The following is a 19,660-nucleotide window of genomic DNA, read 5'->3' on the forward strand; positions in this document are numbered from 1 at the left end:
TCCGCTGGGGCCGCGGCGCCGGGCCCCTCGCGCCGTAGCCGGGCCTGCGCGCCAGGACGCGGAGTCGCCCGCGGCCGGCACCGCGCGGAGAGCGCCTCAGGTCGTGCCGCGCGCGATGAGCTGCGTCGGCAGCATCGTCGTGCCGGGCCGCTGCGTGCGACCGTGGATGTCCTCGAGAAGGCTGCGGGCCGCCGTCGCGCCGATCTCCTCGAACGGCACGCTGATCGTGCTGAGGTCGAGCAGCTCCGACATCTCGTGGCCGTCGTAGCCGATGATCGCGACGTCCCTCCCCGGCCGCAGTCCGCGCTCGGTCATGACGCGGATCGCGCCGTAGGCCATCTCGTCCGAGAAGGCGAAGACCGCGGTCGGCGGCTCGTCGACGTCCAGCAGCCGGGCCATCGCGCGGGCGCCGCCGGCCATCGTGTACTCGCCCGGCACCAGCAGCCGGGGGTCGCGCTCGAGACCGGCGCGGTCCATCGCGTCGCAGAATCCCAGGTGCCGGTCGTGCTCGAGCACGGCCGCGCTCTCGGCATCCCGTCCGTAGATCGCCGCGATCCGGCGATGCCCGCGCGAGATCAGGTGCTCGGTGGCGATGGCGGCGCCGCCGCGATCGTCGATCTGCACGCTCGAGGTCCACGGACCCCGTGATCCGAACATCGTGATGGGCATGCGCAGCTGGAGGATCTTCTCCAGGTCGGGACTCTCGGCGCTCAGCGACAGGACGAGGAAGCCGTCGACGCGACGCGCCAGACGCTGATGCGGCGGCACCGGATGCGGATCGCTCGGGTCGCCGGTGCAGTAGATCAGGAAGTCCGTGCGGGTGTCGCGCAGCTCGCGCTCGATGCCGGTCAGCATGCGCTGGAACGCCAGCCGGTCGACGAACGGCGTGATGATGCCGATGCTGCCGGTGCGCCCGGTCGAGAGGGCGGCAGCGGCCGGCGACCCGACGTAGTCGAGCCGACGGGCGACCTCCAGGACGTGATCGCGGATCTCGGGCGCGACGGACTCGAAACCGCGCAGCGCGCGAGACACGGTCGCCGTGGACACGCCGGCGACACGGGCTATGTCCTTCACCGTGACGCCCACCGGTCCTCCTGCGCTCTCTCAGCACGATACACCCTAGCGCTCGCCTCGCGACGACGAACTAGTAAGCGATTACTCATCGCCGATTCTCGAAAGCTCGCGAATAAAAAGCCGATCATCATATGTTCACGTCGAGCGTTACCCGATCGTGAGTAATCGGTTACTTGACAGCGAGGCCGAGGTCCCAGCAAGCTGAGCGAGGACGTGCCACCGGCACGGACGGCCCGCCGGAGCATCGCCGCGGGCAGCGAGACGACCGAGATCTCAGAGGAGAGACAGTGCGTACGAAGAAGTGGCTTGTCACAGGGGCCGTCGCAGCGACGGCATTCGCGTTGCTCACCGGCTGCAGCGGCGGCAGCGCGCCGCAGTCGGGGTCGACCGAAGAGGGCGGGACCGGCCCGATCACCTTCGCGTCGGGCAAGGACCTCACCGGCGCGATGCCGCAGCTCATCGACATGTGGAACGAGAAGCACCCCGACCAGGAGGTGACCTTCCTCGAGCTCTCCGCATCGCCCGACGACCAGCGCAACTCGTTCATCCAGGACTTCCAGGCCAAGAGCGGCAAGTACGACGTGATCTGGATGGACGTCGTCTGGACGTCGGAGTTCGCCGCCCGCGGCTGGCTGGAGCCCCTCGACGAGGCCAAGGTGGGCGGCGACGCCGTCATCCCGGCCGCGAAGGCGACCGCCGTCTACGACGGCGAGATGTACGGGGCGCCGTTCATGACCAACGCCGGCCTGCTGTACTACCGGTCCGACCTCGTGCCCACCCCGCCGACGACGTGGGCCGAGCTCGAGGCGGCGTGCGAGGTCGCGAAGGCGAACGCCATGGACTGCTACGCGGGTCAGTTCGCCCAGTACGAGGGCCTCACCGTGAACGTCGCCGAGGCGATCAACTCGGCCGGCGGCACGTTCCTCAGCGAAGACGGCACGAAGGTCACCGTCGACTCGCCGGAGGCTCGCGAAGGCCTGCAGCACCTCGTCGACATGTTCCAGAACGGCGACATCAACGAGGCCGCGATCACCTACAAGGAGCAGGAGAGCGCGAACGCGTTCCTCGACGGCAAGCTCATGTTCCTGCGCAACTGGCCGTACGTCTACACGGCCGCGAGCGCCGACGACTCGGCGATCAAGGGCAAGTTCGGCATGGCACAGCTGCCCGGCAAGGACGGACTCGGCGTCTCGTCGCTCGGCGGCATCGACCTCGCCGTCAACGCCTTCTCCAAGAACAAGGAGACGGCGAAGGCCTGGGTCGAGTGGATGCAGTCGGAGGAGGCGCAGCGCGTGCTCGTGAGCGTCATGAACCAGGCGTCGGTGCTCACCGACCTCTACACCGACCCCGACCTCGTGGCCGTGTCGCCCTACCTGCCGACGCTCAAGGAGTCGGAGCTGACCGCCGTGCCGCGGCCGCAGACGCCGAACTACAACGCGGTGAGCCTCGCCATCCAGAAGAACGGCTACGCCGCCCTGCAGGGCCAGCTGACCGTCGACGAGGCCATCACCAAGATGGCGGCCGACCTCGAGCAGGCCATCAAGTAGTCCGTCGATCACCCGGAAGGCGAGCCATGTCTGTCTCATCCGCACCCGCGCCCACGACCGCACGACGTCGGTCGACGGCGCAGGCCCGAGAGCGAGACGGCGGGCTCGCCTTCTGGCTCATCGTCCCCTCGATCGTCATCCTGACGCTGGTCATCGGCTATCCGGTCGCGTCGTCGCTCGTCCGCTCGCTGTTCGGCGACGGGATCGGCGACGTGCCCTTCGTCGGGCTCGACAACTACGCCAGCGCGCTGTGGGGCGTCGGCGCCACCGAGTTCTGGGGAGCGACCGGGTTCACCTATCTGATCTCCGCCGTCACCATCGTCCTCGAGACCCTGCTGGGCCTCGCGATGGCGCTCATCATGAATCGCGCGTTCAAGGGTCGCGGCATCCTGCGCGCCAGCGTGCTCGTCCCGTGGGCGATCCCCACAGCGGTGGCGGCGGTGCTGTGGAAGTGGTCGTTCGACCCGTCCGGCATCGTCAACGCGCTCCTCGGGCAACAGATCGTGTGGACCGGGTCGGAGCTGCCCTCGTTCGTGGCGGTCGTCGTCGCCGACACGTGGAAGACGGCGCCGTTCATCGCGCTCCTGATCCTCGCGGGCCTCCAGGTGATCCCCGAGGAGGTCTACGAGGCCGCGAAGATCGACGGCGCAGGGGCGTGGCAGCGCTTCTGGCTGATCACGATGCCCCTCGTCAAGCCCGCGCTCCTGGTCGCCGTGCTCTTCCGGCTGCTCGACGCGCTCCGCATGTACGACCTGCCCTGGATCCTCACCGGCGGAGCCAACGGGACCACCACCCTGTCGATCCTCGTGGTCCAGTCCACGCTGAGCCAGTTGAAGCCGGGGTACGGCGGCGCGCTCGCGACCATCACGTTCCTGCTCATCTTCCTGACGGCGTTCGTGTTCGTCCGGGCGCTGGGCGTCAACGCCGTCGACGCCGGGGAGTCCGGCCGCACGGCGAGAAAGCAGAAGAAGGAGACGACACGATGACCGCCGTGACCGCAGCAGACGCACGCGAGAAGGCCGCGACGCAGGCGCCGCCCGCGCATCGCCGCTTCCGCGGGGGCGCTTTCGGGCTCTACGTCGGGATCGTCGCGATCGCCGTCTTCTGCCTCGCGCCGTTCTACTGGATGGTCGTGTCGAGCCTGAAGGACCCGCGCGCCATCTTCGACAACTCGCTCATCCCGCTGAACCCCACGCTGATGAACTACGAGGCGGTGTTCGGCGCCCAGAACACGTTCGTCTTCGCGCTCCGCAACAGCGTGATCATCGCGGGGAGCGTCATGGTGCTCGCCCTCGTGTTCGGCGTCTTCGCCGCGTACGCGATCGCGCGCCTGCAGTTCCGCGGCAAGAGCCTCGTGCTCGGGATGTTCCTCGCCACCTCGATGTTCCCCGGCGTCGCGATCCTCACGCCGCTGTTCCAGCTGTTCGCCGACTGGGGGTGGATCGACACCTATCAGGCGATGATCATCCCGGACATCAGCTTCTCGCTGCCGCTGGGGGTGTGGATCCTGACCAGCTTCTTCAAGGCCATGCCGTGGGAGCTGGAGCAGGCCGCACGCGTCGACGGCTGCACGCGCGGCCAGGCGTTCCGTCGTGTCATACTTCCCCTTGCCGTGCCGGGGGTCTTCACGACCGCGATCCTCGTGTTCATCTCGGCCTGGAACGAGTTCATGATCGCCAATTCCATGTCGCAGACGCCCGCCTCGCAGCCGGTCACGGTCGCGATCGCCCAGTTCTCCGGCATCTCGCAGTACGACACCCCGTACGGCACGCAGATGGCGGCCGGCGTCATCGTCACCGTGCCGCTCATCGTGCTCGTGCTGCTGTTCCAACGCAGAATCATCAGCGGTCTGACCGCGGGAGGAGTCAAGTGAGACCATTGCGCGTCCTGTTCGTCGGGGGCACCGGCATCATCAGCACGGCGTGCGTCGCCGAGGCGCTCGCGCAGGGGCACGAGGTGCACCTGCTCAACCGCGGCGCGTCCGGCATCCGGCCCGTCCCGGAGGGCGCGATCGTGCACATCGGCGACATCCGCGACGAGGATGCCGCGCGTGCCGCCCTCGCAGACCTCGACTTCGACGTGGTCGCCGAGTTCCTCGCCTTCGTGCCCGAGCACGTCGCGACCGACCTGCGCCTGTTCTCCGGACGGACGCGGCAGTACGTCTTCGTGAGCTCCGCCTCGGCGTACCAGACCCCGCCGACGCACCTGCCGGTCACCGAGTCGACGCCCCTGCGCAACCCCTATTGGGAGTACTCGCGCAACAAGATCGCCTGCGAGGACGCGCTGACGGCGGCCTACCGCGAGACGGGCTTCCCAGTGACGATCGTGCGGCCGTCGCACACGTACGACCCGACGATGCCGCCGTTCGACGGCGGCTGGACCGTCATCGAACGCATGCGCGCCGGCAAGGGCGTCGTCGTCCCCGGCGACGGCACGTCGCTGTGGACGATCACGCACCACACCGACTTCGCGCGCGGCTTCGTCGGCCTCTTCGGCCGTGCCGAGGCGCTCGGCGAGGCGTTCCACATCACCGGCTCGGAGTCGCCCACGTGGAACGAGATCTACACGCAGATCGCACGGGCCGCGGGCGTCACGGAGCCCGACCTCGTGCACGTGCCGTCGGACGCCGTCGCCGCCGTCGACGCCGAGTGGGGGGCGGCGCTCCTGGGCGACAAGGCCAACTCGATGGTCTTCGACAACAGCAAGATCTCGCGGCTCGTGCCCGAGTTCCGCACCACGGTGCCGTTCGCGCGCGGTGCGGAGGAGATCCTCGCGTGGCACGACGCCCACCCCGAGGCGCAGGTGGTCGACTCGCACCACGACCGCCTCATGGACGCCCTCGTGGCCGCCTACCGTCCCCGGGGGCTGACCGCATGAGGTATGCGACGCTCGGCCGCTCCGGCGCGGTCGTCTCGAACCTGGCGCTCGGCACCATGACCTTCGGCGCCGAGACCTCGCCCGACGAGGCGCACGCCCAGCTGGAGGCCTACACGGCGGCGGGCGGCACGCTCGTCGAGACCGCGGACGTCTACAGCGGCGGCCGCTCCGAGGAGATCGTCGGCGCGTGGCTGTCGGCGCAGGGCGTCGCCGCGCGCGACCGGCTGTTCCTGGCGGGCAAGGGGCGTTTCCCGGTCGGCGTGGAGCCGCGGGACGCCGGTCTCTCCCGCCGGCACCTGCGTCGCGCGCTCGACGCGTCGCTGCGACGGCTCGGCGTCGAGCACCTGGATCTCTATCAGGTGCACGCGTGGGACCCGGTCACTCCGCTGGAGGAGACGCTCGGTTTCCTGGAGGATGCCGTGCGCTCGGGCAAGGTCTCGTACGCGGGGCTGTCGAACTTCACCGGCTGGCAGATCGCCCAGGCCGCGGCATCCGTCCGCGGGCGCTTCCCGCTGATCTCGATGCAGCCGCAGTACAACCTGCTCGCGCGCGAGGTCGAGTGGGAGATCCTGCCCGCGTGCGTCGCGAACGGGCTCGGAGTGCTGCCGTGGTCGCCGCTCGGCGGCGGATGGCTGACCGGCAAGTACTCGCGCTCCGAGCGACCGGTGGGCGCGACCAGACTCGGCGAGGACCCCGAGCGCGGCGTGGAGGCGTACTCGTCGCGTTCCGCGCAGGAGCGGACGTGGCGCGTGCTCGACGAGCTGCGTCGCGTCGCGGACGCGCACGGAGGAGCCCTGGCGGGCGTCGCGCTCGCGTGGCTCGACGCTCAGCCCGCGGTCACCTCGATCATCCTGGGCGCACGGACGGTGCGTCAGCTCGAGGACAACCTCGCCGGCAACGGCATCCGCCTCACGGCGGAAGAGCTCGCCGCGCTGGACGCGGCCAGCGATCCGGAGCCCTCGCCGTGGCCGTACGGCGCCGCCGGTCGGGAGCAGCGCAGCCGCGTGATCGACTGATCGCGACGCGCGCGGGTGGCGGCGCAGGAGGGGCCGGCCGAGGCATCCGGGTGGGAATGCGGTCCGTGCTAGACTGGCTCTTCGTCTGCGCGCACTCCAGCACGCAGTTCGCACCCACTCCCTCCTCGCGGGCCGGAAACGGCCGGACGAGCCGTGGGCGCAGACAAGGGATCTTGGGTGGGGCCGTCCGGCTCCACGGTATTAAGGAGACACCACCATGGCAGCAGTGTGCCAGGTGACCGGAGCGGTTCCCGGCTTCGGTCACAACATCTCGCACTCGCACCGCCGGACGAAGCGCCGCTTCGACCCGAACGTGCAGAAGAAGACCTACTACGTTCCTTCGCTCGGCCGTAAGGTCACGCTGAACGTCTCGGCCAAGGGCATCAAGGTCATCGACGCCCGCGGCATCGAGTCGGTCGTGAAGGACCTCATCGCGAAGGGTGTGAAGCTCTGATGGCCAAGAAGGCACAGGACGTCCGTCCGATCATCAAGCTGCGTTCGACCGCCGGCACCGGGTACACCTACGTGACGCGCAAGAACCGCCGCAACAACCCCGACCGCATCGTGCTCAAGAAGTACGACCCGGTCATCCGCAAGCACGTCGACTTCCGAGAGGAGCGCTGATCACATGGCGAAGAAGAGCAAGATCGCGCGCAACCAGCAGCGCCAGGAGGTCGTGGACCGCTACGCCGCCAAGCGCGCCGAGCTGAAGAAGGCCCTGGTCGACCCCGCGTCGACCGACGAGCAGCGCGAGGCCGCCCGTGTCGGCCTGCAGAAGCTGCCCCGCAACGCCTCGCCGGTGCGCCTGCGCAGCCGCGACGTCATCGACGGCCGCCCGCGCGGCGTCCTGTCGAAGTTCGGCGTCTCGCGCGTCCGCTTCCGCGACATGGCCCACCGCGGGGAGCTCCCCGGCGTGACCAAGTCGAGCTGGTAAGCCGCGACGCCCACGCGTCGGAAGGCCCGGTGCTCCTCGGAGCCCCGGGCCTTCCGTGCGTCTGGGATGCGGCATCCGCCCGCCCTCCCGTGCCCGCGCCCGCCTCCCGACCCGCGCCGACCTCCCGACCTCCCGACCGCCCGACCGCCCGACCTCCCGACCGCCCGACCGCGCGACCTCTCGACCGCGAGAGTGCAACTGTGCACCGAGAATGCGTGCTGAGCATGCAGTCTCGGTGCACCAATGCACTCTCGCGGGTGAGGGGCGAGGGGCGAGGGGCGGGGGGCGGGGGATGCCGGGAGTCGGGCGGGCCGGGGTCAGGGCGTGGCGTGCGAGGTCGCCCAGGCGAGGGCGTCGTCGGCGATCTCCTCCCAGCCGTCCTGGCTGACGAGGCGGTGCGTGCGGCCCGCGTAGGTCTTGTACTCCACGACGGCGGGGCCGCCGGAGGCGCGGTACTTCTTCACGATCGCCTCGCCGATGGCGGGCGGCACGACGTGGTCGATCTCGCCCGTGACGACGAGCAGCGGCGCGCGGTCGGGGCGGCCGTAGTCGACGTGCGTCACGCCGCCCTTCTCGTCGAGCACCGACAGCACGCCCTCGAAGAAGACCCGGTTGTACGACGGGACCGCGTACTCCTCCCACAGCCGGTCGGATGCCGCACGGTCGAGGTCGTTGCCGAACGTGAAGTGGAAGTGGCGCTTCGACAGCGGCTTCGCGCCGTTGCGGGCGAACGGGTTCGACAGGATGGGCGTGCCGGTCCACAGCGTCGAGAGCGGCAGCGCCGTGACGCCGGCGGTCTGGCCGGGTGCGACGCCGACGTAGGCGACGCCGAGGCCCCGGTCGGCGAGCATCTGGGTGATCACGCCGCCGAAGGAGTGGCCCATGATGATCGGCTTGGCCGGGAGGGCGCGGATGATGCGCTCGTAGTGGTCGGCGATCTGCTTGAGACCGATGCCCTTGAGGGGATCGGGGTCGCGGCGGACGTCCGCCACCGAACGGTCGTCGATGCCGGGCCAGCCCGGGACGATCACGTCGTGGCCGGCGGCGCGGAAGCGCGCGGCCCACGTGTCCCAGCTCTTCGGGGTCATCCAGAGGCCGTGGATGAGGACGATCGGGGCCTTGGCGGTGGTGTCCATGTCAGTTCTCCTGTCGGTGAGGTGCGGTCGCTCTGGGGAGCGGTTCCGGGTTCCCGTGCTTGGGAATCCATCTAGTAGACCGAACGTTCTATCTCTCATGATATTCCGGAGTGGACGAGATTCTTTTCACGCGGATGGCACGATGGATGCCGAGGGGACGACGATGAGCAGCGACATGACCGCGTCGGGGGCCGGCGCGCACGACGGCGCACGGCTCGAGGCCGCGGGGCCGGGCGCGACGCGGCGCGACGCGGCGGCGTCGCCCACGACGGCCGCGGCGTCGATCGCGGACTCGGGGCAGAGCGCCCGCGACCGGCTGCTGGCTGCGGCCACCGCGCTGTTCTACCGCGAAGGCATCCACTCGGTCGGCGTGGATCGCGTGATCGACACGGCCGGCGTGACCCGCGCCACGATGTACCGGCACTTCGCAGGCAAAGAGGACCTCGTCCTGGAATATCTGCGCGGGGAGGATGCCGGCATCCGCTCGCTCTTCGACGCCGCCGGGGCAGCGACCGCCGATCCGTCGGTGCTGCTCGACCTCGTCGTCGACGGGGTCGCCGCCGACATCCGCACCCGCCACACGCGGGGATGCCCGTTCATCAACGCGGCCGCCGAGTACCCCGACCAGGGGCCGGTGCGCGAGCTGATCGCCGCGCATCGCGCGTGGTTCCGCGAGACGCTGCGCGTGCTCGCCGAGGGCGCGGGCGTCGACGATCCGGATGACGTCGCCGCGGGCCTCGTGCTGCTGCGCGACGCCGCGATGGTCGGCGGCTACCTCGACGGGCGCGAGCTCGTCGCGCCCGCGTTCGCCCGCACGGCGCGCGAGCTGATCGCCGCGCACCGCCGATAGGCCGGTCGCGGCGCCCGCGCGTCGGCCTGCGGCCTGCGGCGCCGTGGCACGATGGGAGGCGCCCGGCCTCCGCGATGAGCGCGAGGCGCCGACCGGAGGTGAGCGGATGCCACTGGACCCCTTCTTCGCGGAACGGCTGCGCGTGCACCGTCGGTACATGGTCCGCAAGGCCTTCGGCGACCTGAAGCACCTGCTGGGCTGGCCGTGGCTGTCGTTCCCGGCGCGCGGCGAGGCGCCGACGGCTCCCGCGGCCCGCGACGATGCCGCCGTGATGGCCGGCGCGGTCGCCGAGCCATTCTCGTCGGGGCCGGATGCGGCGCCCGCGTCGGACCGGGCCGCCGACGTCCCGGCGAAGGTCGGGCCCGCGAGGAGGGCTCGACCCGAGCCCGCCGGCCGGCCTCCCAAGCAGCCCATGACGCGGGAGCGGAAGCGTCGCGCGGCGATCGCGTGGGACCGCAAAGAGCTCAAGGAGGTCGGCACGCCGGGGCCGAGGCTGCGCACGGTCGAGCACACCGTCGCGGTGGGCGGCTGTCCCGACGTGCGCGTGCGCATCTACTATCCCGACGTGCCCCCGGCATCCGAGCCGCGCGACCAGGCCGGCTCCGGTGACGCGCCGACCGGCTCCCGGACCGGCGACCAGGCCGGCTCCGGTGACGCGCCGACCGGCTCCCGGACCGGCGACCAGGCCGGCTCCGGTGACGTGCCCGCCGACAGCGGCACGACGCTCCTGCCGGCGTGCGTCGCGTTCTTCGGCGGTGCGTTCCGGATCGGCGGCATCGACTACCCGACGACGGATGCCGCGAACCGCCGCCGTGCGCACGCCTCGGGCGTGGCCATGGTCGCGGTCGACTACGCGCTGGCGCCCGAGCACCGCTATCCGACCCAGGTGGAGCAGGGCCATGCCGCCCTGACGTGGGTCTTCGAGCACGCGACGGAGCTGGGGCTCGATCCCGGGCGCATCGGGGTCCTGGGCACCTCGGCGGGAGGCTGCATCGCCGCGGCCGTGACCCTCGTCAACCGCGACCGCGCCCGGCTGCCCGTCCGGCTCCAGGTGCTCGAGGTGCCGGTGACCGACCTCACCGGCGGCCATGTCGACATGGGAGTGCCGTGGTCGCTGGGCATCCCCTCGCCGCTGGCATGGGCGGAGATGCGCTCGATCGCGCGCACGTACATCCCCGAGGCCGCTCGCGCGCGCGAGCCGTACGCGTCTCCGCTGCGCGCGACCTCGCACGCGGGCCTGCCGCCCGCGGTGATCCTCACGGCCGAGTACGATCCGCTGCGCGGCGACGGAGCCGCCTACGCCGCCGCGCTGCGCGACGCGGGGGTCGAGGCGAGCGCCGTGCGCTACCTCGGCGTCACGCACGACATCCCGATGTTCACCGGAGTGCTCGACTCCGCCCGCCGCTGGGAGGCCGACATCGTGTCGGCGCTGCGACGGCTGCATCGCTGACACGATGGCATCCGTCTCACCCGTCACTTCTGTCACATCAGTCACAGGAAAAGCCCGAGAAGATGACGTCGGATGCCCGGAAATCCGCGGAATCACGCGGATCATAGGTATATTCGGCGGAGGTCGACCAGACCACCCGGCGGTAGCAGCCGTCCGGGCCGTGCAACTGACGGCGTCGCCGTCTGGAGGACAAACCCCTATGGCTGACAAGTCCATCACCAAGACCGAGCTCGTCGCGAGCATCGCCAGCGCCACCGGCCAGAGCCAGGCCACCGTCTCCGGTGTGCTCGACGCGCTCTTCGCCTCCGTCTCCGAGGCCGTGGCCAAGGGCAACAAGGTCTCGATCCCGGGCTGGATCGCCTTCGAGCAGGTCGACACCGCGGCCCGCACCGGCCGCAACCCGCAGACCGGCGAGGAGATCCAGATCGCCGCGGGCAAGCGCGTCAAGGTGACCGCCGGCTCGAAGCTCAAGGCTGCGGTCAAGTAAGCGCTCCCACGAGAAGTCCGGAAGGGGGATGCCGTGAGGCATCCCCCTTCCGCGTTCCCGGACGGCGTCCGGGAACGGGGTTCCGGGCTCGGCTCCGGCGGCCCGCCGCCGAGCGGCAGGCCGCCGGTCCGGGCCATCGACGGCCGTCGTCGGCGCCGCGCGTAGGCTTGACGGGTGAACTCGCGCGCGCTCCGGCTCGCCGGACCGGCGATCCTCGCCGCGACGGCGCTCGCGGTGCTCGTCTGGGGGCTCGCGTTCGGCGGCGGCGCCGCGCCGCTGCTGATCGGCGACGCCGGGCCGATCGTGCGCTGGGGCCTGCCGATCGTGCGGCTGGTCGTCAACCTGTCTGCGGCCGGCATGGCCGGGGCGCTCGTCGTGGCGCTGTTCGCGTTGCGCGCGGGGGAGCGGCCCTTCGACACGGCGCTGGACACGGCATCCGTCTCGGCGGCGGTCTTCACCGTCTCGAGCGCCGCGACCGGCTTCCTCACGTTCCTCAGCATCTTCAACGCGCAGGTCAGCGCCGACGCGCGGTTCGGGCAGCAGCTCGGCCGCTTCCTCGTCGAGACCGAGCCGGGGCGCGCGTGGCTGCTCACGACCATCGCCGGCGCGGTGCTGACGATCCTGACCTTCGCCGTGCGCGGCTGGACGTCCACCCTGCTCGTCGGCGTCCTCGCGCTCGCCGCCCTCGTGCCCATGGCGACGCAGGGGCACTCCGGCGAGGAGGCGAACCACAACACCGCGGTCACCGCGCTCACGCTGCACATCGTCGCCGCCGCGGTGTGGCTCGGCGGCCTCCTGCTGCTGGTCGTCGTCCGTCCGCTCCTCGACCGGCGTGAGATCGCCGCCGTGCTCGGCCGGTACTCGAGCATCGCGCTGGTCGCGTTCGTCGTCGTGGCGCTGTCGGGCGTCGCGCGCGCCGTCATCGGGGTGGTCTCGTGGGAGAACCTCGCCTCGCCCTACGGCGTGCTCCTCATCGTGAAGGTCGCCGCGCTGCTGTCGATCGGCGTCCTCGGCGCCTGGTACCGGCGGCGTCTCATCGGGCGCATGGAGTCCGACACGGCATCCCGCCGGTTCTGGAGCCTCATCGCGCTGGAGCTCGCGTTCATGGGCGTCGCCAGCGGTGCCGCGGTCGCGCTGTCGCGCACGCCGCCGCCGGTCGACACGGCGCTCCCCGGCGACCTCACGCCGGCGGAGCTGCTCACCGGATCGCCGCTGCCGCCCGAGCTGACGATCGAGCGGTGGTTCACCGCGTGGGACGTCGACCTGCTGTGGGCGTTCGCCGCCGGGTTCGGGCTCTTCTTCTACCTCGCCGGCGTCTGGCGGCTGCACCGCCGCGGCGACCGCTGGCCGGTGTACCGCACGGTGCTGTGGGTGACCGGCATGCTCCTGCTGGTCTGGGTGACGTGCGGCCCGATCAACGCGTACCAGGACTACCTGTTCAGCGTGCACATGATCGGGCACATGATGCTGACCATGGCGATCCCGGTATGCCTCGTGCCGGGCGCGCCGGTGACGCTCGCGGCGCGTGCGCTCCGCAAGCGCGACGACGGCACGCGCGGCGGACGCGAATGGATCCTGTGGGCGGTGCACTCGCCGTTCTCGCGCGTGATCACGCATCCCGCGGTCGCCGCCGTGCTCTTCATCGGCTCGCTCTGGGTCTTCTACTACACCGAGCTGCTGCGCTGGTCGCTGTACGACCATCTCGGGCACGAGTGGATGGTCGTCCACTTCCTCATCACCGGCTATCTGTTCGTGCTTTCCCTCATCGGCATAGATCCGGTGCCGTACCGGTACCCGTATCCGTTCCGACTCCTGATCCTCATCGCCGTGATGGCGATCCATGCCTTCTTCGGCATGTCGATCATGATGCAGTCGGGCCTGATGGTCGCCGAGTGGTTCGGGTCGATGGGTCGCACGTGGGGGATGCCGCCGCTCGAGGACCAGTACAGCGGTGGCGGCGTCGCGTGGTCGATCGGCGAGGTGCCGACGCTCATCCTCGCGATCGTGGTCGCGGTGCAGTGGAGTCGATCGGACGAGCGCCAGCAGCGTCGCCAGGACCGTCACGCCGACCGCACCGGCGACGAGGAGCTCGCGGCCTACAACGCCCGCCTCGCCGCGCTCGCCGAGCGCGACGCCCGCGCCGGTCTCTGACGCGCGCGCCCGCACGACACGGGACCGGCAGGATCAGTCGGCGGCGGCGATCTCGATCGCGGCGGCGCCGTCGGGCTGGATCTCGATCGTGCCGGTGAAGGCGAACGGGACGTCCTCGTCGACGTGCCGCACCGAGCCGTCGAACAGCGAGCGGATGTCGACCTGGATGTGCGCGACCGCCTCGGTGCGCGGGATCGCCCAGTCGGCGCCGTCCGGCTCGAGCTCGATCGTCGGCTGCGACACGATCGACCAGGTCGGCTCGTCCATGATGCGGTTGTGCACGACGAAGCCGAACGGGCATCCGGTCGGCTGCAGCACCTGCTGCGTCGCGCACGAGCTCAGGAAGTCGCCCACGTGCTTCTCGACGACCTCGATGAACTCCTCGGTGGGCTGCGCGAGCACCGACACCGCGGTGCGCGCCTGCGGCGTGTCGGCGAGCACCGCGACGCCCGTGCTCGTCGCGACGGGCGTGTCGACCGACACCGAGTACAGTCCCGGTGCGAAGACCAGCAGGGGCACGGATGCCCTCGGGTCCAGCTCCACGCCCTCGGCCGAGACCTGCCGGGTGTCGAGCTCGAAGCCGTTCACCTCGAACTGTCGCGAGCCCTCGACCGTGAGGTCGACGAGAGCGAGCGGACTCTGCGCGAAGCGCCAGGCGGGTGCGATGCCGATCCGGCCGTTCGACTCGACCTGGAACGTCGTCGCGCCGCGATGCGGGCCGGCCGAGTAGGCCATCGTGACGAGCGTCAGCGGGCCCTGCTCCTCGACGCCGACCACGCGGATGTCGCGGAGCGGGGCGAGCGCCTCCCGACGCAGCAGCGCCTCGCCCGCCTCCGCGGGAAGGTCGGAGCCCGCCGAGTCGACCGACACCCCGGGAAGCGCGAGCGCGTCGGCCGCGCGCCCCTGGCCGAGGAGGTCGAGGTACCGGGTCACGAACGCGGCCGGGCTGTACAGCTTGTCGTAGACCGTGACGCCGCCCGCCGTGAGGGCGGCGATCAGCAGCGCGCCGACGACGCCGAGGGCGACGAGGTCGAACGCGAGACCGCGGCGGCGGGATGCCGCCGACACCGGCGCCGAGCTCGTCGCGCTCACGGGCGAATAGGACGAGTAGGGGATCGTGGTGGCGCCCGTGTCGGTCGAGTCGGCGGCATCCGCCCGCGCTTGCCCGTCCACACGCTCCACGGTGCCCAGTCTAGGAAGCCTGACCGGTGGCTACCATGGAGCCGGTGAGCACTCCGCCGCTGTCCGCCGAGCAGCAGGAGCTGTTCGCGCTGATCGAGGGCGGCCGCGACCACGTCTTCGTCACCGGTCGGGCGGGCACCGGCAAGTCGACGCTGCTGCAGCATCTGGCCTGGAACACCTCGAAGCAGATCGCGGTGTGCGCACCCACCGGCGTCGCCGCGCTCAACGTCGAGGGCCAGACGATCCACTCGCTGTTCCGCCTGCCGATCGGGCTCATCGCCGACAGCGACCTCGAGCTGCCCGACAACGTGCGCCGCATCCTCAACGCGATCGACACGCTCGTGATCGACGAGATCTCGATGGTCAACGCGGATCTCATGGATGCCGTCGACCGCGCCCTCCGTCAGGCCCGCCGGCGCCGCGCCGAGCCGTTCGGCGGCGTGCAGGTCGTCATGTTCGGCGACCCGTACCAGCTCGCGCCGGTGCCGCCGCGCGGCGACGAGCTGCGCTACATCCGCGACCACTACCGCTCCTTCTGGTTCTTCGACGCCCAGGTGTGGGCGGGGCCCGCGGTCGAGCGCGGTGCGATCCGCACCGACGGCCTCCTCGACCTGGGGCGTGTCGGGGCGCCCCTGCACATCGCGGAGCTGCGCGACATGCACCGCCAGGCCGATCCCGCGTTCCGGGCGATGCTCAACGCCGTGCGGCACGGCGTGGTGACCGCCGACATGGCGCAGGCGCTCAACACCGCCGGCGCGCGCCGGCCGCCCGCACCGCAGGAGGGCGAGGCGCCGATCATCACGCTCGCCACGCGCAACGACATCGTCGCCCGCATCAACCAGCGGCACCTCGACGCGCTGCCCGGCCCCGTGCAGACGGCGAAGGCCGCCGTCAGCGGCGACTTCGGTCGCGGCGACGCGTACCCCGCCGACGTCGAGCTGCAGCTGAAGGCCGGTGCGCAGGTGATGTTCCTGCGCAACGACGTCGGCGGCTACGGCGGCGACGGGCCGCGCTGGGTGAACGGCTCGATCGGCACCGTCACACGCATCGCGGGCGACTCCGTGCGGGTCGAGCTCGACGGCGTCGAGCACGACGTCGAGCCGGCCGTGTGGGAGAGGTTCCGCTACGCGTACGACCAGGGCTCGCGGCGCCTCTCGCGCGACATCGTCGCCGAGTTCACGCAGTTCCCGCTGCGGCTGGCGTGGGCGGTCACGATCCACAAGTCGCAGGGCAAGACCTACGAGCGCGCCGTCGTCGACCTCGGGTCGGGCGCCTTCGCGCCGGGGCAGACGTACGTGGCGCTGTCGCGGCTGACCTCGCTGGACGGGCTCTACCTGTCGCGGCCGCTGCGCCCGAGCGACATCCTGGTCGACGCCGACGTCCGCCGGTTCATGGCCGGCGTGCGCGCCTCCGCTCGCGGCTGAGCCCGCCCTCCGGGCGGCTTCCGGGGTTCGCCCGCCGGGTCCGCGTTCCCGGGCCTGCCCAGGGTCGGCCTTTCCGGGTCACTGCTCGTGCTCTCGGCTCACTGCTCCCGGTGCGAGTCACTGTGCTGGAGCGCAGTGAATCGCGGGGAGGGTAGTGACTCGGGCGGGAAGGCAGTGACTTGGGCGGGAGGGCAGTGACTCGGGCGCAAAGGCAGTGACTCGCGGGGGCAGGCAGTGACCCGGGCGGGAAAGGCGCCGGCGGGGCGCCACGGGCCGGGAGCACGGGGCCCGCGGGTGTCAGGCGACGCGGGCGGCCTTCGAGGCGGCGAGGTCGGCGAACAGGTCGGTGTTGAACCGATACGCGGCGAGGACCTCGTCGATGACGCGCTCCTGCTCCGCGGCATCCCACGGCGCCGCGTCGAGCTGCTCGCGGTACACGTCCTTGAACGCCTTCGGGTCGGCGATGTCGTGGAAGAGGTAGAAGCCGATGCCGTTGGTCTCGAAGCCGAACTGGCGCGCCATGAGGCGTCCGATGAAGACGCCGCCGGAGAGATCGCCGAGGTAGCGCGTGTAGTGGTGCGCGACGAACCCGCCCGCCCACGCGACCCCGACCTGGCGGATGCGGTCGGCGTACCGCTTCGTGGTCGGCAGCGGCTCGATGCGCTCGCGCCAGTCCGGCCCGATCAGGAACTCGAGGTCGGCCTCGAGCGCGGGCAGGCGCGTGAGCCGGTCGCTGATGAAGAGGGATGCCACGGGGTCGGCCTTCATGCGCTCGGCCGCCGCCTCGAGGGCCTCGTAGATGAACCAGTGCTGCGCGACGAGCGCGATGTAGTCGTCGCGCGTGCCCTTGCCGCTCATGAGGTCCGCCATGAAGCCGGCGTGCTCGCTGCCGGAATGGGCGCTGCTGGAGCGCTCGCGCAGGGCGGCGGAGAACGGGATCGGTGCGTCCATGCCCGCGATTCTAGCGCGACTTAGGTACAGCTAAGCTGAAGGTCACCCATGAGGACGCGGTGCGACGCCCAGACGCGCGCAGGCCTCGTCGTAGAGCGCGACGACCTCGCGGCGCACGTCGCGCCGCTCGCTGATCGGGCCGCCCGGCCACGGGATGCGGACCGGCTCCGTCGAGCCGTCCGAGGCCACGGCCGCCCACTCCCCGGCATCCCCGTCGAACGTCGTCATCGTCGCCGAGCGCGCATCGAGAGCGGGCGCGAACGCCCGCACGATGAGCAGGTTGTCGTCGGCGTGATCGCCGTTCATGTGGCGGAGGACGCCCGCGAGCGCGTCGTCGTCGAAGATGTGCGGCATGACCCCCACGATAGGGCGGCGGTGGGATCGGAGCCCGGGTCCGTGTGATCTAATCTTGGAGAGATTCATCAGGGGAGGATGGCGATGTCGCGCGAAGCGGTGGTTCGGCGACTCGCGGCCGTCGGAGCGGCGGTCGCGCTCGCGCTGTCCGTGAGCGCGTGCGCGCCGGTCCCCGCCGTGCGGGTCGACCTGCCCGCGCAGGCCGACGGCGCCCTTCCCGAGGGCGTCGTCGGGTCCGTCCACGCCGCGGTGGAGCGGGCGATGGCCGCGACCGGCTCGACCGGGGCCATCGTCGGCGTGTGGGTGCCGGGAGTCGGCTCGTCCGTGCAGGCGCTCGGCGTCACCCGGCCGGGCGGCGCCGAGGTCGCCGCCGACATGAGCTTCCCGATCGCCGCCGTGACGCGGTCGATGACGTGCGACGTGCTGCACGGCATGGTGGCCGACGGCATCGTCGCGCTCGGCGACAGCGTCACGACGTGGACGACTGGGCTGCCGGATGCGAAGGGCATCACCCTCGGCGAGCTGTGCGACGGCACGAGCGGCCTCGGCTCGTACGCCCCGCAGCTCGAGGGGCGCTGGCTCGCGAAGCCCGACCGCGTCTGGAACCCGCGCGAGCTCGCCAGCTACGGGCTCGGCGCGACGCTCCCCGGCGCGCCGGGCACGGTCTTCCGCGACTCCGACACCGCGTACGTGGTCCTCGGCATGGCGCTGGAGCGCGCGTCGGGCAAGACCGCGGCGGAGCTCTACGACCACTACGTCTTCGAGCCGCTGGGCCTGTCCGCCACGGCGCTGTCGGCCAAGGGCGCCGGCGGCACGCGGCTCACCGGCCTGCGCGTGGGAGCGACGCCCGAGGGCGCCGTCGACTGCGCCGCACCGGTGGAGGTCGGCGTGCTGTCCGCGTCGGCCGGGTACACGGCATCCGGCGTCGTCTCGACCATCGACGACCTCGGCCGCTACGCGCAGGCACTGGCGCTGGGCGCCCGCTCGTACGACTCCGCGAAGCGGTGGAAGTCGCCGCTGCCGGCCTACGCCGATGCGCCGTCGTGGTACACCGCGACCGGCGGGGCCTACCAGGCCGGGTCGCTCGTCGGCCAGTTCGGCTCCGTGCCGGGCTACCTCACGGCGGCGTTCGCCGACCGCAACACCGGCACGACCGTGGCGGTCGTGCTCAACAACTCGTCCGCGCAGGCCGGTGTGATCCTCTCACTGGCGTGGGAGCTCGCCGCCCTCGCGTCGAAGGTGCCGGTCGACGGCGACTCGGCGGCGGGCGGCCTGCCCTGGACCGCGGAGCAGTACGCCGCGGCGGTCGAGCAGGCGGCCATCTGCCCGCTGCCGCAGGCGGAGCCCGAAGCCGAACCCGAGCAGTGATCGCGCGGGGCGCGGCCTCGTCGGGCGTCGCGCTCGTCGTCGCCGGCATGATCGGGCAGGAGCTCGGCGCCGCGATCGCGGTGCGCGTGTTCCCCGAGACCGGGCCGCTCGGCATGGTGATGCTGCGCCTCGTGTTCTCGGCGGTGCTGCTGCTCGCGATCGCGCGCCCGCGCCTGAGCGGGCGCACGAGGCGCGACTGGGCTGCCGTGCTCGCGTTCGGAGTGGTGCTGGCTGCTATGAACAGCCTCTTCTACCTGGCGATCGAGCGGCTGGCGCTCGGCGTCGCGGTCACGATCGAGGTGCTCGGTCCGCTGGTCCTCTCGATCGTCGCCAGCCGCCGCGCGTCGGCATGGCTGTGGGCCGTGCTCGCCCTCGGCGGGGTGGTGGCCCTGGGCGGCGGCGGATGGGAGTCGCTCGATCCGCTCGGCGTGGTGTTCGCGCTCGCCGCGGCGCTCACGTGGGCGCTCTACATCCTGGCGTCGGCACGGGTGGGCCGGACGTTCGAGCGCATCGACGGGCTCGCCCTCGCGATGGCCGTGGGGGCGGTGCTCTCGCTGCCGTTGGGCGTCGCCACCGCCGGGAGCGCGCTGGTGCGCGTCGACGTGCTGGCCCTCGGGGCGGCCGTCGCCGTCCTCAGCTCGGCCCTGCCGTATGCGCTCGAACTGATCGCGCTGCGGAGGATCTCGGCATCCGTCTTCGGGATCCTCATGAGCGCGAGCCCGGCGATCGCCGCGCTCGTCGGTCTCGCCGTGCTCGGACAGCAGCTGTCGTGGCTTCAGGTCGCCGGGATCGTCCTCGTCATCGGCGCGTCCGCCGGCGCGGTCGCGAGCGCCGGGCGTCGGGCCGTGGCCGAGGCCGT

General features: G+C 71.6%; 20 protein-coding genes. 15 read left to right on the plus strand and 5 right to left on the minus strand.

The window, feature by feature from the left end:
- Positions 1-96 precede the first annotated feature (96 nt).
- Positions 97-1,086, minus strand: coding sequence for a LacI family DNA-binding transcriptional regulator (locus WML84_RS05030; RefSeq protein ID WP_347345049.1), 990 nt, complete (start codon positions 1,084-1,086; stop codon positions 97-99).
- A gap of 275 nt (positions 1,087-1,361) precedes the next feature.
- Here WML84_RS05030 and WML84_RS05035 point away from each other — a divergent pair, with 275 nt between their 5' ends.
- The 8 genes from WML84_RS05035 (at position 1,362) to rpsN (ending at position 7,448) form a co-directional block, all read left to right on the plus strand.
- The gene (locus WML84_RS05035) at positions 1,362-2,621 is read left to right on the plus strand and encodes an ABC transporter substrate-binding protein (protein ID WP_347345050.1); all 1,260 of its coding nucleotides are present in this window, start codon (positions 1,362-1,364) and stop codon (positions 2,619-2,621) included.
- A 26-nt stretch (positions 2,622-2,647) separates the two neighbouring features.
- Positions 2,648-3,607, plus strand: coding sequence for a sugar ABC transporter permease (locus WML84_RS05040; RefSeq protein ID WP_347345051.1), 960 nt, complete (start codon positions 2,648-2,650; stop codon positions 3,605-3,607).
- Complete coding sequence (locus tag WML84_RS05045) at positions 3,604-4,494, plus strand: carbohydrate ABC transporter permease (RefSeq protein WP_347345052.1); 891 nt, start codon at positions 3,604-3,606, stop codon at positions 4,492-4,494. Before WML84_RS05040 ends, WML84_RS05045 begins: the two co-directional genes overlap by 4 nt.
- Positions 4,491-5,498: an NAD-dependent epimerase/dehydratase family protein gene (locus tag WML84_RS05050; RefSeq protein ID WP_347345053.1), complete on the plus strand. Its 1,008-nt coding sequence runs from the start codon at positions 4,491-4,493 to the stop codon at positions 5,496-5,498. Before WML84_RS05045 ends, WML84_RS05050 begins: the two co-directional genes overlap by 4 nt.
- Complete coding sequence (locus WML84_RS05055; protein ID WP_347345054.1) at positions 5,495-6,514, plus strand: aldo/keto reductase; 1,020 nt, start codon at positions 5,495-5,497, stop codon at positions 6,512-6,514. The genes WML84_RS05050 and WML84_RS05055 overlap by 4 nt, the downstream gene beginning before the upstream one ends.
- 217 nt (positions 6,515-6,731) lie before the next feature.
- A complete protein-coding gene (rpmB, locus tag WML84_RS05060) occupies positions 6,732-6,968 on the plus strand; it encodes a 50S ribosomal protein L28 (protein WP_228179498.1) in 237 nt (78 codons plus the stop codon).
- A complete protein-coding gene (gene rpmG, locus WML84_RS05065; RefSeq protein ID WP_018173550.1) occupies positions 6,968-7,138 on the plus strand; it encodes a 50S ribosomal protein L33 in 171 nt (56 codons plus the stop codon). Before rpmB ends, rpmG begins: the two co-directional genes overlap by 1 nt.
- 4 nt (positions 7,139-7,142) lie before the next feature.
- A complete protein-coding gene (gene rpsN, locus WML84_RS05070; RefSeq protein WP_347345055.1) occupies positions 7,143-7,448 on the plus strand; it encodes a 30S ribosomal protein S14 in 306 nt (101 codons plus the stop codon).
- A 317-nt stretch (positions 7,449-7,765) separates the two neighbouring features.
- Here rpsN and WML84_RS05075 read toward each other — a convergent pair whose 3' ends face one another.
- Positions 7,766-8,584, minus strand: coding sequence for an alpha/beta hydrolase (locus WML84_RS05075; protein WP_347345056.1), 819 nt, complete (start codon positions 8,582-8,584; stop codon positions 7,766-7,768).
- A gap of 163 nt (positions 8,585-8,747) precedes the next feature.
- On the opposite strand from WML84_RS05075, the gene WML84_RS05080 reads away from it, so the two are divergent.
- The 4 genes from WML84_RS05080 (at position 8,748) to WML84_RS05095 (ending at position 13,522) form a co-directional block, all read left to right on the plus strand.
- Positions 8,748-9,434: a TetR/AcrR family transcriptional regulator gene (locus WML84_RS05080; RefSeq protein WP_347345057.1), complete on the plus strand. Its 687-nt coding sequence runs from the start codon at positions 8,748-8,750 to the stop codon at positions 9,432-9,434.
- A 106-nt stretch (positions 9,435-9,540) separates the two neighbouring features.
- Complete coding sequence (locus tag WML84_RS05085; protein ID WP_347345058.1) at positions 9,541-10,884, plus strand: alpha/beta hydrolase fold domain-containing protein; 1,344 nt, start codon at positions 9,541-9,543, stop codon at positions 10,882-10,884.
- A gap of 199 nt (positions 10,885-11,083) precedes the next feature.
- Positions 11,084-11,371, plus strand: a complete 288-nt coding sequence (locus WML84_RS05090) for an HU family DNA-binding protein (RefSeq protein ID WP_347345059.1) — start codon at positions 11,084-11,086, stop codon at positions 11,369-11,371.
- Positions 11,372-11,545: 174 nt separating this feature from the next.
- The gene (locus WML84_RS05095) at positions 11,546-13,522 is read left to right on the plus strand and encodes a cytochrome c oxidase assembly protein (RefSeq protein WP_347345060.1); all 1,977 of its coding nucleotides are present in this window, start codon (positions 11,546-11,548) and stop codon (positions 13,520-13,522) included.
- Positions 13,523-13,555: 33 nt separating this feature from the next.
- On the opposite strand, the gene WML84_RS05100 is transcribed toward WML84_RS05095, so the two are convergent.
- On the minus strand, positions 13,556-14,704 hold the full coding sequence (locus WML84_RS05100; protein WP_347345061.1) for a hypothetical protein: 1,149 nt from the start codon (positions 14,702-14,704) through the stop codon (positions 13,556-13,558).
- A gap of 35 nt (positions 14,705-14,739) precedes the next feature.
- Between WML84_RS05100 and WML84_RS05105 the strand changes: the two genes are divergently transcribed.
- Positions 14,740-16,128: an AAA family ATPase gene (locus tag WML84_RS05105; protein WP_347345066.1), complete on the plus strand. Its 1,389-nt coding sequence runs from the start codon at positions 14,740-14,742 to the stop codon at positions 16,126-16,128.
- Between the two features lie 297 nt (positions 16,129-16,425).
- Here the strand turns inward: WML84_RS05105 and WML84_RS05110 are convergent, their stop codons facing one another.
- Positions 16,426-17,079 carry a biliverdin-producing heme oxygenase gene (locus WML84_RS05110; RefSeq protein ID WP_347345062.1) on the minus strand — a complete coding sequence of 218 codons (654 nt, stop codon included), beginning with the start codon at positions 17,077-17,079 and terminating at the stop codon, positions 16,426-16,428.
- 42 nt (positions 17,080-17,121) lie between these two features.
- Positions 17,122-17,433, minus strand: a complete 312-nt coding sequence (locus WML84_RS05115) for a DUF2470 domain-containing protein (protein WP_347345063.1) — start codon at positions 17,431-17,433, stop codon at positions 17,122-17,124.
- Between the two features lie 84 nt (positions 17,434-17,517).
- On the opposite strand from WML84_RS05115, the gene WML84_RS05120 reads away from it, so the two are divergent.
- On the plus strand, positions 17,518-18,801 hold the full coding sequence (locus WML84_RS05120) for a serine hydrolase domain-containing protein (protein ID WP_347345064.1): 1,284 nt from the start codon (positions 17,518-17,520) through the stop codon (positions 18,799-18,801).
- On the plus strand, positions 18,798-19,660 hold an 863-nt coding region (locus WML84_RS05125; RefSeq protein ID WP_347345065.1), incomplete at its 3' end, for an EamA family transporter. The genes WML84_RS05120 and WML84_RS05125, both read left to right, overlap by 4 nt.

Source organism: Microbacterium sp. (assembly GCF_039812165.1).
GTDB lineage: Bacteria > Actinomycetota > Actinomycetes > Actinomycetales > Microbacteriaceae > Microbacterium.